The sequence below is a fragment of the Olleya sp. Ti.3.14 genome (assembly GCF_038154885.1).
Lineage (GTDB): Bacteria > Bacteroidota > Bacteroidia > Flavobacteriales > Flavobacteriaceae > Olleya.
The window spans coordinates 48,368-62,847 of sequence record NZ_JBAKAO010000011.1 but is presented as its reverse complement, the minus strand read 5'-3'; the positions used below and the strand labels follow the sequence as shown (position 1 = coordinate 62,847).

The 14,480-nt window shown below is 32.6% G+C and carries 14 protein-coding genes; 9 read left to right on the top strand and 5 right to left on the bottom strand.

The features are described from left to right. Positions 1 to 42 precede the first annotated feature (42 nt). From V6251_RS13575 to V6251_RS13535, 9 genes are all read left to right on the top strand, one after another. Complete coding sequence (locus V6251_RS13575; RefSeq protein ID WP_341588780.1) at positions 43 to 1,170, top strand: NAD(P)/FAD-dependent oxidoreductase; 1,128 nt, start codon at positions 43 to 45, stop codon at positions 1,168 to 1,170. Then, on the top strand, positions 1,167 to 1,880 hold the full coding sequence (locus tag V6251_RS13570) for a methyltransferase domain-containing protein (protein ID WP_341588702.1): 714 nt from the start codon (positions 1,167 to 1,169) through the stop codon (positions 1,878 to 1,880). The genes V6251_RS13575 and V6251_RS13570 overlap by 4 nt, the downstream gene beginning before the upstream one ends. A gap of 1 nt (position 1,881) precedes the next feature. Continuing rightward, entirely contained in the window at positions 1,882 to 2,934 is a 1,053-nt protein-coding gene (locus V6251_RS13565; protein ID WP_341588700.1) for a type III polyketide synthase, read from the top strand. Positions 2,935 to 3,065: 131 nt separating this feature from the next. Next, positions 3,066 to 3,863 (top strand): SDR family oxidoreductase, encoded by a 798-nt coding sequence (locus tag V6251_RS13560; protein ID WP_341588698.1) that lies wholly within the window; start codon positions 3,066 to 3,068, stop codon positions 3,861 to 3,863. Positions 3,864 to 3,865: 2 nt separating this feature from the next. Then, a complete protein-coding gene (locus V6251_RS13555; RefSeq protein ID WP_341588697.1) occupies positions 3,866 to 4,306 on the top strand; it encodes a 3-hydroxyacyl-ACP dehydratase FabZ family protein in 441 nt (146 codons plus the stop codon). Between the two features lie 60 nt (positions 4,307 to 4,366). After that, a complete protein-coding gene (locus tag V6251_RS13550) occupies positions 4,367 to 5,638 on the top strand; it encodes a beta-ketoacyl-[acyl-carrier-protein] synthase family protein (RefSeq protein ID WP_341588695.1) in 1,272 nt (423 codons plus the stop codon). A gap of 141 nt (positions 5,639 to 5,779) precedes the next feature. Beyond that, positions 5,780 to 6,085 (top strand): GIY-YIG nuclease family protein, encoded by a 306-nt coding sequence (locus V6251_RS13545; RefSeq protein WP_341588693.1) that lies wholly within the window; start codon positions 5,780 to 5,782, stop codon positions 6,083 to 6,085. Between the two features lie 260 nt (positions 6,086 to 6,345). Then, positions 6,346 to 6,600: an acyl carrier protein gene (locus tag V6251_RS13540; protein ID WP_218700878.1), complete on the top strand. Its 255-nt coding sequence runs from the start codon at positions 6,346 to 6,348 to the stop codon at positions 6,598 to 6,600. Then, positions 6,597 to 7,154, top strand: coding sequence for a 4'-phosphopantetheinyl transferase family protein (locus V6251_RS13535; RefSeq protein ID WP_341588689.1), 558 nt, complete (start codon positions 6,597 to 6,599; stop codon positions 7,152 to 7,154). The genes V6251_RS13540 and V6251_RS13535 overlap by 4 nt, the downstream gene beginning before the upstream one ends. On the opposite strand, the gene V6251_RS13530 is transcribed toward V6251_RS13535, so the two are convergent. From V6251_RS13530 to V6251_RS13510, 5 genes are all read right to left on the bottom strand, one after another. Continuing rightward, on the bottom strand, positions 7,144 to 8,055 hold the full coding sequence (locus tag V6251_RS13530; RefSeq protein ID WP_341588687.1) for an ABC transporter ATP-binding protein: 912 nt from the start codon (positions 8,053 to 8,055) through the stop codon (positions 7,144 to 7,146). The two genes, V6251_RS13535 and V6251_RS13530, sit on opposite strands and share 11 nt — an antisense overlap. 66 nt (positions 8,056 to 8,121) lie before the next feature. Then, entirely contained in the window at positions 8,122 to 9,561 is a 1,440-nt protein-coding gene (locus V6251_RS13525) for a TolC family protein (protein WP_341588686.1), read from the bottom strand. Then, positions 9,554 to 12,805: an efflux RND transporter permease subunit gene (locus tag V6251_RS13520; protein ID WP_341588685.1), complete on the bottom strand. Its 3,252-nt coding sequence runs from the start codon at positions 12,803 to 12,805 to the stop codon at positions 9,554 to 9,556. Before V6251_RS13520 ends, V6251_RS13525 begins: the two co-directional genes overlap by 8 nt. A gap of 25 nt (positions 12,806 to 12,830) precedes the next feature. After that, positions 12,831 to 13,913, bottom strand: a complete 1,083-nt coding sequence (locus V6251_RS13515; RefSeq protein WP_028282610.1) for an efflux RND transporter periplasmic adaptor subunit — start codon at positions 13,911 to 13,913, stop codon at positions 12,831 to 12,833. A gap of 134 nt (positions 13,914 to 14,047) precedes the next feature. Then, positions 14,048 to 14,470 carry a hypothetical protein gene (locus V6251_RS13510; RefSeq protein ID WP_341588683.1) on the bottom strand — a complete coding sequence of 141 codons (423 nt, stop codon included), beginning with the start codon at positions 14,468 to 14,470 and terminating at the stop codon, positions 14,048 to 14,050. Between the last annotated feature and the right edge of the window lie 10 nt (positions 14,471 to 14,480).

The window sequence follows — 14,480 nt, the reverse complement described above, 5'->3', positions numbered from 1 at the left end:
AGGTATCTTTAGTAAAATTGAATTAGAAAAAAGTTGAATATAATTCCCTCAAATTTTGATGTTATTATTATTGGTGGAGGATTAGCAGGTCTTAGTAGTGCTATCCATTTATCAAAAAATAAGCATAGTGTTTTGGTTATCGAAAAAAACGAGTATCCAAAACATAAGGTTTGTGGCGAGTATATTTCTAACGAAGTCTTACCTTATTTAAACTTTCTGGGAGTAGACGTTTTTAAACTAGGCGCAAAAAGGATTGATAAATTTGAACTATCTACACCTAAAAACAAGCTTGTAAAGGCCAATTTGCCTCTTGGTGGTTTTGGTATTAGTCGCTATTGTTTAGATAACCAATTGGCAAAAGTTGCATTAGCAAATCAGGCTACCATTACTCAAGATACAGTAGAAAATGTAACGTTTGCTAATGATGTGTTTTCGGTTGAAACTAAATCAAATAAGTATACTTCAAAAATTGTGATTGGTGCTTATGGCAAACGTGCTAATTTGGATGTTAAGCTCAATCGTAATTTCATTAAAAACAAATCACCATTTTTAGCAGTTAAAACACATTTAAAAGGCATTTTTACTGAAAATTTAGTGGCGCTTCATAATTTTGAAGGTGGTTATTGTGGGATCTCAAAAGTAGAAGACGATAGTATAAATGTATGCTACATAACCAATTTTGAGGCTTTTAAAAAGTATAAAGATATTGACGAGTTTCAGCGAAAAGTGCTTTATAAAAATACCGCTTTAAAATCAGTTTTTGAAAACACAACTTCAGTTTTTGAAACGCCTTTAACTATTAGTCAGATTTCTTTCGAAACCAAAAATCCTATAGAAAACCATATGTTAATGTGTGGCGATACTGCAGGAATGATTCATCCTTTATGTGGTAATGGAATGAGCATGGCAATACGCAGTGCACAAATGGCATCACTATTAATTATTCAATTTTTTAATGGTGCAATAAAGGACAGAGAAGGATTAGAAAAACAGTATCTTAGAGAATGGAATACCGAGTTTAAATCGCGATTAACAACAGGTCATATTATAGCAAAACTATTTAGTTACAACAAATTGGCTGAGGTTTTAATACGTATCGTAAAAACAATACCAAGTATTTTGCCACAAATTATTAAGCGTACACATGGTAAAACAATGACAATTAAATGAGTGTTTTAGTAAATACAAAATATAGAAGTGAAGCAGAAGAAATAATGGACGATTTGGATTATAATGGTCCAATACTTCATGATGCATTAGATAAATTGGCCAAAATTAATCAATGGTTAGGCGGAAACATTGTGACTATTAATGGCTTAAAAAAAGCACTTAAAAACCATAATAAATCAGAAGCTATAACCATCATTGATTTGGGTTGTGGAGGAGGAGATATATTAAGAGAAATATCACTTTTTGGAATAAAAAACAACTATAATTTTAAACTAATAGGGATTGATGCAAACCCTCATACAGTTAATTATGCTAATTTATTATCGCAAAAATACGATAACGTAAGTTTTGAAGCAATAGATATATTTTCAGATCAGTTTAATAACTTAGAGTATGACTTAGTATTAACCACTTTGTTTTTGCATCATTTTAAAGAAGATCAATTGGTTTCGTTTTTAAAACCTGTGTTACAAAAAGCAAAATTAGGTATAGTGGTTAATGATTTACACAGACATAAATTAGCCTATTATCTGTTTAAACTGTTATGTACAACTATCAAGAATAAAACAATAGTAGAGGATGGACTAACCTCTGTTTTAAGAGGATTTAAAAGGGAAGAGTTGACAACTATTTCAAAACAAATTAATGCAAATTATCAAATCCAATGGAAGTGGGCGTTTCGTTTTCAATGGATTTTGAAGCAACAATAATATGAGCGTAAAAATAACAGCAGTAGCCAAACAACTTCCAAAGTACACTAGAGAAACTAAGGATATTATTCCTTTTTTAAAACTTTGGATGACTGGTCAAGACGACCGTTTTCAGCGTAAAGTAATCAAACTTTTTGAAGGCGCAGGAGTGGACAAGCGCTACTCTATAATGGATGCAGAAGAAGTTTTTACAAATACATCTTTTCAAGAAAAAAATGATATTTACGCTCGTGAGGTAGTAAAATTAGCAGAGCAATCTTTGGTAAAAGCATTAGATAAAGCAGCGCTAAAACCAACCGATATTGATTATATAATTACAGTAAGTTGCACAGGTATTATGATTCCTTCTGTAGATGCTTATTTGATAAATAATCTAAAGATGAAGCAGGATATTGTTAGGTTACCTGTTACTGAAATGGGATGTGCAGCAGGTGTTTCAGGTATTATTTACGCCAAGAATTTCCTGAAAGCAAACCCTAATAAACGTGCAGTTGTCATTGCGGTTGAGTCGCCAACAGCAACTTTTCAGCTAGATGATTTTTCAATGGTTAACATAGTAAGTGCTGCTATTTTTGGTGATGGTGCAGCAAGTGTTATTTTATCGTCTTATAAAGATGAAGTAGGACCAAAAATAGTAGATGAAGCCATGTATCATTTTTATGATGCCACAACCATGATGGGTTTTAAATTGGTAAACACAGGGTTACAAATGATTTTAGATAAGGCTGTTCCTGAAACTATTTCAGAACATTTTCCTATGATTGTCCATCCGTTTTTAGAACGCAATAACATTACAATTGAAGATATTGATCATCTTATTTTTCATCCAGGAGGGAAAAAAATAGTGCAAACGGTAGAAGATTTATTTGGATCCTTAGGGAAGAATATAGACGATACAAAAGAAGTCTTGCGACTTTACGGAAACATGAGCAGCGCAACTGTTTTGTATGTTTTAGAACGCTTTATGGATAGACCATTACCAAAAGGCGATAGAGGATTAATGTTGAGTTTTGGACCTGGTTTTTCAGCACAACGTATATTATTAGAATGGTAATTATAAAGGCAAATGGTAATTGCTATGTGATGCTGAGCTTGTCGAAGCCTCTTAATGTTATCAACAGATTATAATATAAAATATCACACTAAGCGCAGTCGAAGTGTCTTTTAAAACAAGATTTATTAGTTATGACAAAAGATTTTCAGCATAAAAACTATTGGGCACTCATTTTAGGAGGTTCAAGCGGATTGGGTTTAGCTACAGCAAAAAAGCTAGCTAAACATGGTATGAATATTTGTATTATTCACAGAAATTCAAGAATTCAGGAAGCCGAAATTAACAGCAATTTTGATACAATAAAAGCAGAAGGAGTACAGTTTAAATCGTTTAATGTTGATGCTTTTAAGCAAGAAAAAAGAACGCAAATTATTTCTGAATTAGAAGTAATTTTAGGCTCAGAAGGAAAAATAAGAACATTAGTACACAGCGTGGCTAAAGGGAATTTAAAACCAATGTTGGATGACCATAAAGCAACACTTAAAACTGACGATTTCAATTTAACAATAAACGCTATGGCTATTAGTTTGTTTGATTGGACTAAAACTGTTTTTGAAGCCAAATTGTTCGCTGACGATTCAAGAATCATAAGTTTTACAAGTGAAGGCAATACAAAAGCATGGAAAAATTACGCAGCAGTTTCTGCAGCAAAAGTAACATTAGAAGCCATTACTAGAAATATTGCTTTAGAGTTTGCGCCTTATGGTATCAGAGCCAATTGCATTCAAGCAGGAGTAACAGATACAGCGTCTTTACGTATGATTCCTGGAAGTGATAAAATTAAAGAACACAGTTTACTTCGTAATCCATTTAACAGATTAACATTACCGGAAGATGTTGCAAATGCAGTGTATTTGTTATCTAAAGATGAAGCTAGCTGGATCAATGGTTGTGTCATTCCTGTAGATGGAGGCGAACATATTAGTTAAAAATGACAAAAGAAAAAATCATATTACTATTACCATATAAAGAGCCATTTCTATTTGTGGATGAATTAAACACGATTTCCAATGAAGGAGTAACGGGAAGTTATACTTTTAAAAAAGACGAGTATTTCTACAAAGGACATTTTAAAGACAATCCAATTACGCCAGGCGTGATCTTAACGGAATGTATGGCGCAAATAGGTGTAGTATGTTTGGGTATTTATATGTTGAAGGATGAAATTTCAGAAGATAATAAACCTCAAATAGCTTTAACGTCAAGTCAAGTAGATTTTTTTTTACCTGTTTTTCCAGGCGAAACAGTGACTGTAGTTTCAGAAAAAGAAGTCTTTCGTTTCAATAAATTGAAATGTAAAGTAAAAATGTTTAATCAGAAAAATGAATTGGTTTGTCGAGGACAGATTTCAGGAATGCTGAAAGCAGAATAATACCAATTGTAAACGATAGATCAAACTGAGTTTGTCGAGGTGTATTTTAATTAATAAAGTATGAAAAACAGAGTCGTAATAACAGGTTTAGGAGTCGTTGCACCAAATGGAGTAGGTGTCGACGCATTTACTAAGGCTATAAAAAATGGTGTATCCGGAATTACTTTTCATCAGCAATTAGCAGATTTAAATTTTTCGTGTTGTATTGGTGGAATTCCTAATATTTCCGAAGAAAAAAAGTTAGAATACTTAACACCTTTACAATTAAGAGGCTTTAATAGTTCTGGTATTTTATATGGTTGTATTGCAGGAATGGACGCTTGGAAAGATGCTGGGTTTGAAGTTGATCCTGATAGTGATTTAGACTTTGATTCCGGTACTGTTTTTGGAACAGGAACCTCAGGAGTAGACAAGTTTAGAGAGGCTATTTATAAGTTGGATGACAAGCAGGTAAAGCGATTAGGAAGTACAGTTGTGGTACAGACTATGGCTAGTGGAATTAGTGCTTTTTTAGGTGGAATTTTGGGTTTAGGTAACCAAGTAACGACAAACTCATCTGCATGTACCACAGGTACAGAAGCTATTTTAATGGGTTATGAACGTATTAAAAACGGACAAGCAAAACGCATGTTGGTTGGTAGTTGTAGTGACCACGGACCTTATATTTGGGGAGGATTTGACGCTATGCGAGTGATGACATATAAGCATAATGAAACTCCAAAAGAAGGCTCTAGACCAATGAGCGAAACAGCAAGTGGTTTTGTGCCAGGCGCAGGCGCAGGTGCTTTAGTTTTAGAGTCTTTAGAAAGTGCTTTAAAAAGAAAGGCGACTATTTATGCTGAAATTTTAGGCGGAAATATAAACTCTGGAGGACAACGTGATGGAGGGACAATGACCGCTCCAAATGCTAAAGCTGTGCAACGTTGCATACAAGATGCGGTTAAAGATTCGGGCATTTTAGCCGAAGATATTGACACTATAAATGGGCATTTAACAGCGACTTCAAAAGACAGTTTGGAAATCGAAAATTGGACAAAAGCATTAGGTAGAAGCGGAACGGGTTTTCCGTATATAAACTCTTTAAAAGCGATGGTTGGTCATTGTTTGGCAGCTTCGGGTAGTATAGAAAGTGTCGCTACTGTATTGCAGTTAAAACACCAATTTGTGTTTCCTAATATTAATTGCGAGGACGTGCACCCTAAAATATCTGCACTAATTTCTGAAGAAAAAATTGTAAAACAGACTATTAATACAAGCCTTAATATTGCAGCAAAAGCCAGTTTTGGTTTTGGTGATGTTAATGGTTGTGTGATTTTTAAAAAATATAAATAGGATCTTCGACAAGCTCAGACTGACATTGGTTTTTCATATTTGTGATTGTAATAAACATTTTAATTTCGATATTGCCAATTGTGTATATAGATGCCACACTGAGCTTGTCGAAGAGGAAGCATTAATAAAATGAGCTTAAATATGAAATTTTATTACGTTTATATATTATTATGTGTTGATAAAACGTACTACACAGGTATGACTAATGATTTAGAAAGAAGAGTATCTCAACATAAATCTGGTCACAAAAAAGACTCGTACACAGCAATGAGGTTACCTGTTAAATTGTTATGGTATTTACAATGCGAAAATCCTAAAGAAGCCATTGCGATTGAAAAACAAATTAAAGGATGGTCTCGAAGAAAGAAACAAGCTTTGATAGAAGAAAACTGGCAAGATTTAATTGAATTTTCGAAAAATTATTCTCAATATAATAATCGTATTTAATCTGTGATTGGTCTTCGACAAGCTCAGACTGACATTGGTTTTTCATATTTGTGATTGTAATAAACATTTTAATTTTGATATTGCCAATTGTGTATATAGATGTCAAAGTGAGCTTGTCGAAGAGTAATAAATATTATAACCTTGGATATTGCTAATTGTGATTATAAATGTCACACTGAGCTTGTCGAAGTGCTAAAAAAAAGAGATATTTAAAAATATATTTACGCTTACGCTGAAATAGAAAACAGAAAAATCACACTATGACTAAAGAAGAACTTATCGCGAAATTAAAAACTATTGTACAACCTTATATTCAAAACGAAGACGCTTTTAATAATTTATCTGAAGCGACTGATTTTATAAACGATCTTAAAATAAATTCAGCAAATTTAGTAGATGTTATTCTAGATGTAGAAGACGAATTTGATATTAGAATAGAAAACGACGACATGGAAAAAATGACGTCTGTAAAAGCAGCAATGGATATTGTAAACGAAAAATTAGCAGCAAAATGATAGGTAATGATATTGTCGATTTAAAACAAGCTGCTAAAGATAGTAGTTGGAAACGTCCACGTTTTTTAGATAAAATTTTTACGCCAAGAGAGCAGCAATTAATTTGGTCTGCTAAAGATCAAGACCAAATGGTTTGGCTACTTTGGAGCATGAAAGAAGCTGCGTATAAAGTAAATGTACAACAGTTTGGGATACGGTTTTTTAATCCAAAACGTTTGGAATGTACTTTACTTTCTAATTTAAAAGGAGAGGTAGTTATTGAAGACAATCGTTATTTTATAGAGTCTATAATTACTGAAGATTTTATTTATTCTATTGCGTTAATAGCGTCTGGTAAAAGTTATAAAAGTGAATGGTTTTTGAATCAAAGTCAAGATTATATTATACAAAGTAAATGCCTTAAAAACCGCTTTTTAAAAACGTTGAATTTAGATGAAGTAACTATTATTAAAAACAATATTGGTGTGCCTAAACTACAGCATAACAGTGACTTGTTAGATGTCTCTTTTTCGTTGACACATCATGGTGCTTTTAGTGGTTATGCTATCTTGTGATTTCTAAATACTGAGTAGTATTTTTTTCTAAGTTTGTTTTACTTTCAAAAAATACAATGTCATCACCTAATAAGGCTTCAATTAAGTAATAGTGTCCTTTAAAATAAGTGTGTATTACTGTAGCTTTAAGCTCAGAATTGGTTACCATTTTTAATTGATGTGCGTATATTATAGCATCACCAATAATATTAAACTCTCCAAAAAACGAAGCTATTAATGGTGCTTCTGGATTTTTAAATAAATTTTCTGGACTATCATTCACAACAATTTTGTTGTCGTACAAAACAATCATTCTGTCTGCAAAACCTAAAACATCTTCTCTGTCGTGGGTTGCAACAATACATGTAATGTTTTTATCTTTTAAATATCTAAACACATTACGTCTAAGCGATTGTTTTTGGAAGTTATCAATATGACTAAAAGGCTCGTCTAATAAAATAATTTCTGGCTGTTTTGCCAATGCACGTGCTAATGCTACACGCTGTTTTTGACCACCGCTTAACGTTTTTACTTTTGTTTTAGCAAGTTCAGTAAGTTCTACAACTTCTAGTAACTCTGCAGTACGTTCTTTTTTTTCTTCTGGAAAAAAATTAGAAAGGTGTTTACCAATGTTTTCTTCAACGGTTATATAAGGCATTAAGTCAAATTCTTGAGAGACATATTTCATGAATTCATAACCGACAACCAAATTATATTTAGGACCTAAAATCTCTTGGTCTTTCCAGAAAATTTGACCTTCATTTAAGTCAAATTCACCAAAAATAAGATTTAAAAGAGTGCTTTTTCCAGAACCGCTTTCGCCAATAATAGCAACGTGTTCACCTTGATTAGCAATTAAAGAGATGTCTTTTAAAACAGGTGTTTTATTATACGAAAAAGAAAGATTTTTTACTGCTAGCATAGTCGTGCAAAAATAGTATAAAAAAACCGCTCCAAATGGAACGGTTTTGAAATTTATTATTGTTTTTTAATTCCACCCACCACCTAAAGCTTGATATAGTTTGACATTAGCTAATAATTGGTCGCGTTTAGTTTCTATAATTTCAATTTTAGAATCTAATGCTTCTCTTTGTGTAAGGAGTACTTCTGTATATTCTGCTCTTGCAGATTTAAAAAGTCTAATAGAAAGATCTATAGCTTCCGTAAGTGCCTCCACTTGTTGTGTTTTTAAAAGGTAACTTTTGTTTAAATTCTCTACATTAGATAATTGATTTTCTACTTCTATAAACGCATTTAAAATCGTTTTTTCGTATTCATAAATAATCTGAAGTTGCTTGTTACTGGCAGTTTTATATTCTGCTTTAATTGCATTTCGGTTAATTAATGGAGCGATTATATCTCCAATTAAAGAATATGCTAAAGATTCTGGTGTGCTAGTTAAAAATTTAGGTTTAAAAGCTTCTAATCCAACACCAGCTTTAATACCAATGGAAGGATAGAAATTTGCCTTAGCTATATTTACGTTTAATTTTGAGGCAGACAACTCTAGTTCAGCTTGTCTAATATCTGGTCGATTGGCTAATAATTGTGAGGGTACACCAGAGTGCATAACGTCTACTTCTTTAGTTATAAAATCATTAGAATTTCTGATTACTGTTTGTGGATATCTTCCAACTAAAAAATTAATCAAATTTTCTGTTTCTACTATTTTTTGCTGAATTTGATATTTATTACTTTTATTTTTAAAAACCTCAGCCTCAAAGCGTCTAACAGCTAGTTGTGTTGCTCTGGCAGCTTCTTTTTGAAGCTTTACCATTTTTAAAGCACTTTGTTGTAAGTCTAAGTTCTGTTTAACTATAGTAAGTTGGTTATCCAAAGCAATAAGCTCATAATAGGCACTTGCTATTTCTGAAACTAATTGCGTAACCATAAAGTTTTTACCTTGGATAGTTGCTAAATATTCTAAAACTGCTGATTTTTTACCATTTCTAAGTTTTTTCCAAATATCCAATTCCCAAGAGGCAGAAAGTCCTGCCGAAAAGTTGGTTAATGGTTCCGGAAATTCTTCATGTTCACGTATGTCTAAGTGTTGCTCTACAGCACCATTTCTGGTGAATTCACCAACTTTATCAACTTCCGCACCAGCGTAAATACCTACATAAGGTAAATAGTCTCCTTTTTTAGCTTTTATTTCGTTTTGAGCCATATTAATTTGCTGTAGCATCATATTTAATTCTTGATTATTAGCTAATGCCAAGTCTATCAAGTTTGTTAAATTTTGGTCGGAAAAAAAGTCTTTCCACTTTACAACTGCTGTGTTTAGTGTATCATTACTATTGTTACTGTAAGTCTCAGAAATGGTTTTATTTTCTTCTCTTATCGCTATTTGTGTTGGCACACATGATTGTAATAATAGTACAATCATGATGCTAACAACAAAAAGATGTTTTATGGTTTTATTATTCATCTTTATTTTTTTTGCTTAGTTTTTTAAATAGATTTTTTAGTTTAAGAATCTGCTCAGTATTCTTTTTAGTTTGTTGTCCAGCAGATTCACTATTTCTAATAAATTCTTCAGATAAAGGCTCAAGCGACTCATCTTTTATTAGACTTTTTCCTTCAGCCATTTTGGCGAAAATGTAATATAATCCTGGAATAATTAATACTCCGCCAATAGTCCCTATTAACATACCTCCTAATGATGAACTTCCTATGGTTTTATTAGCAATTGCTCCTGCACCTGTTGCTATTATTAAGGGAATTAATCCTGCAATAAAAGCAAAGGACGTCATTAAAATAGGTCTAAATCTAGCTTTGGAACCCTCAATTGCTGCTTCTAGAATTGTAGCGCCTTGTCTTTGTTTTTGTACTGCAAACTCCACAATTAATACTGCGTTTTTACCAAGTAGTCCTACTAACATGATTACTCCAATTTGTGCATAAACATCATTAGCTAATCCCATTGCTTTTAATAGGAAAAATGATCCAAAAACACCCACAGGAAGTGATAAAATAACCACCAATGGTAATAAAAAACTTTCGTATTGTGCAGCTAACACAAAGTAGACAAATACTAAAACTATAATAAATATATAAGTCGATTCATTACCTCTACTGGCTTCATCATAGGATAAGCCTTCCCAAGCGATGTCATATCCATTGGGTAGCTCTTTTTTAGCTACTTCGTTTATCGCGTTTATGGCGTCACCACTTGTATATCCTGAAGCAGGTAAACCTCTTATTGACGCAGAATTGTAAAGGTTATATCGTGTAATTTCATTTGGTCCTAATTTTTTTTCAATAGACATAAAAGCGGAATATGGTACCATATCTCCTTCTTCGTTTTTAACATAAAGCTTTTCTAGATCAGATGGTAGTCTTCTATATTCTGGTGCTGCTTGTGTGTATACTTTAAAGAATCTACCAAATCGAATAAAACCTTGCTCGTAAGTACTACCAATTAAAATATTTAAATTTTCCATTGCTTTACTAATAGTTACTCCTTTTTGCATAGCAATTTTATTGTTTATTTTTAACTCATATTGAGGGTAGTTTGCAGAAAAGAAAGTAAATAATCCAGTAAGCTCTTTACGTTTGGACAATGCAGCTATAAAGTCGTTATTAATCTTTTCAAAATGTTGATAATCTGTAGAGTTGGTTTTGTCTAGTAAGCGCATTGCAAATCCACCAGAAGATCCAAAACCAGGTACTGCAGGAGGCTCAAAATACTCGATAACAGCTCCTAAATCTTTGGTTTCTTCTTCAAGTTCTTCCATTATCTCATGCACAGAGTGGTGACGATCTGACCAAGGTTTTAAATTAATTAAACACGTACCAGCATTAGAGCCTCGACCTTCTGTCATAATCTCATAACCAGCAAGTGATGACACAGATTCTACACCTTCGGTTTCTTCACAAATTTTTTGAAGTTTTTTAGCAACTTCATTTGTACGTTCTAAAGTTGCTCCAGGAGGCGTTTGGATAATGGCATAAATCATTCCCTGATCCTCGTTAGGTATAAAACCAGCAGGTAATACTTTATTAGTAAAATATATTCCTGCACAAAATGCTGCTAATATCCCAAAGGTTATAATACGTCGCGCTACTATTTTGTTTAGTACTGCTACGTATTTTCCTGTAAGTTTTTCAAAACCATTATTAAACCAAAGTATAAATTTATCTACAATAGATTTTTTAGTTTTACCATGGTTATTTTTTAGTAGCATTGCACATAAAACTGGTGTTAATGTTAATGCTACAATTGCTGAAATTACAATTGAACCAGCCATAGTAATCGAAAATTGACGATAAAATACACCAACAGGACCTGTCATAAATGAAATAGGTATAAAAACCGAAACCATTACTAAGGTTATGGCTACAATTGCTCCTCCAATTTCGCCTAATACTTCATAAGATGCTTTGTAGGGTGTGAGGTGGTCTTCTTCCATTTTAACATGGACTGCTTCCACAACAACAATAGCATTGTCTACTACAATACCAATTGCTAATACTAATGCAAAAAGAGTAATTAAGTTAATTGACAACCCAAATAATTGCATTACAAAAAAGGCACCAATTAAGGATACAGGTACTGCAATGATTGGTATAAGTGTAGAGCGCCAATCTCCTAAAAATAAAAAGACAACAATGGCTACTAAAATAAAGGCATCTCTAAGGGTATGTAAAACCTGCTCTATAGACGCGTCTAAAAAGTTAGACACATCATAACTAATTTGGAAATCTACATCAGGTGGTAAATCTACTTCTAGCTCTGCTAATTTGGCTTTTACCTCTTTAATAACATCACTACCATTACTACCAAACGTTTGTTTTAGGACTATTGAGGCGGATGGTTTACCATCTAAATTAGAATAAATGTCAAAAAACTCACTACCTAAATTCACATCAGCAATATCTTTAAGTTGAATGGTTTCACCTTCTTTATTTGCTCGAACAATGATGTTTTTATATTGATCAGGTTCGTTATATCTATTTTGATAGGTTAGTACATATTCTAAAGATTGTGCAGTTTTACCAGAACTTCTACCTAAACGACCAGGTCTAGCTAAAATGCTTTGCTCTTCCATTGCTTCTAAAACTTCTTCTGCAGAAATATTATAGGCACGCATACGATCTGGTTTTAACCAAACACGCATTGCGTATTTTCTGCTTCCTAAAATTTGTGCACTTGCAATCCCTTTAATACGCTGTATTTCTGGGATTATCTTGGTATATGCATAGTTGTATAAAAACTTTTCGTCGTTGTGCTTATCTGTACTAGATAGGTTAACGTACATTAACATACTAGGTTGTACAGGTGTTATAATTACACCTTCACGTTGCACTAACTCTGGTAATAATGGCATGACCTGATCCACACGTGTTTTAACCCTAACAACAGCTTCGTTAGGATCTGTTCCTGGTTCAAAAATCACACGTACTGTAGCTTCACCAGCACTTGTTGCATCTGATGCTATATAACGCATGTCTTGCACACCATTTATAGCTGTTTCTAGCGGAATTAAGGTAGAGTTTACTAATACCTCTGAACTAGAACCAGGATAGGCTATAAAAATATTTACTGTTGTAGGTGCTATTTGAGGGAATTGAGATATAGGGAGTTGCTTGATAGCTAATCCACCTATAAATAAGATGATAACCGAAATGACAATAGCCAAAACGGGTCTTTTTATAAATTGTTTAAACATGTCTTTTGAAGATTAAATTCTAAAATTATTCAGCGTATAAGTCTAACTCAGACATTACTTTGGTTGGCTCTAAAAACTTGGTTTCTATTTTTTGATTGTTTTTTACCATTTTTATACCTTCTAATAAAATCGTGTCGTTTTGCGAAAGCCCTTTGCTTATTATAAATAGATGTGGTAGCTCTGCTCCAATTGTAATTTCTTTTTGTTTTACTACATTATTTTTATCTATTACAAAAACATAGGTTTTATCTAACACTTCAAAAGTGGCTTTTTGTGGTATAATTATAACATCTTTAAAAGGGATAGACATTAATACACTACCAGTTTCGCCATGTCTTAAAATACCATCAGGATTAGGAAACGTGGCTCTAAAAGCAATATTTCCGGTTTCGCTATTAAACTCTCCTTCTATAGTTTCAACAATGCCTTTTTGGTTAAATTGTTTGTTGTTAGCCATTAGTAAGCCAACTTCTTTTTTAACGTCTTTATCTGTGCTTGTTATATAATCTAGGTATTCCGCTTCTGGTACGTTAAAATATACCCACATTTTACTATTGTCAGACAACGTGGTTAGTAACTCTCCTTCGTCCAAAAGACTTCCTTCTCTTGCTTCTAAATGGTCCATTATACCATCAAAAGGTGCGGTTATTTTAGTAAAACCTAAATGAGTTTGTGCTAAAGCAACTTCAGCATTTGCTTTATCTAAATTGGCATTTGCCATAGCTAATTCATTTTGAGAAACGACATTGCCTTCAGCTAATAGTTTAGTGTTTTGTAATTCAATTTGTGCAGCATTAGATTCGGCTTTAGCCTTTTGTAATTCAGCTTGATAAATATTTGGCATTATCTGGAACATAGGTTGTCCCTTTTTAACGTGTTGACCTTCGTCTACAAATATACTTTTGAGATAACCTTTCTCTAAAGCTCTTAATTCTATATGTCTTATGGAGTGAATTTGACTAACATAGTCCTTAATTATAGTGGTGTCTTTTTTGATAGGATTTGTAACAAGAAAAGCAACATGTTCTTTCTTTTCTTCTTTTTTAGTTTCGCAACTTGTATGAAATAGACATGCGAATAAACCCATGAAAATGAAGATTTTTTTCATAATTTTTTATTTAAAATAAAATGAGATTGTAGCAAGTCATTGCCAATAAGGCATATGACTGGCTGTTTGTGTTCTGTTAAAATGTTTTGTAAGTAATAAACCAATTGCAAATTGGTTTTAAAAAAGAGAGAAAATCAGATTATAAAAACCTCTAATCTAATGTGAAGTTTTGTCGAAGTTTGACAAAAAATTTGTTTGTAATGGTTAGCCTCTGCTTGAAGTTGAGAGGATAAATCGCTTAATAATTGAGCGTTTAAAAATGCAGCTATATAGCTACCAAAAGAATTTATAGTGGTATTTGTTACCGATTCTTCATTTTCTGCTTCTTCACTTTCTGTATAATCAAAAATTAATTGGTTGTCTTGATTATTGAAAATTGAAAAGTGAGCGGATTGACTTGAAATGTCATCTATTGAAACTGGGTTTGTTGTTTCAGATTTAGATGTATTAATTAAAGTGAAATTATTATCTAATGTACTATTTGCAAATACGTTTATTACTCCTGAGAATAACAAGAGTATTATTAGCGTCAAATATTTAGAGATAATTTGTTTCATTTTATGGATG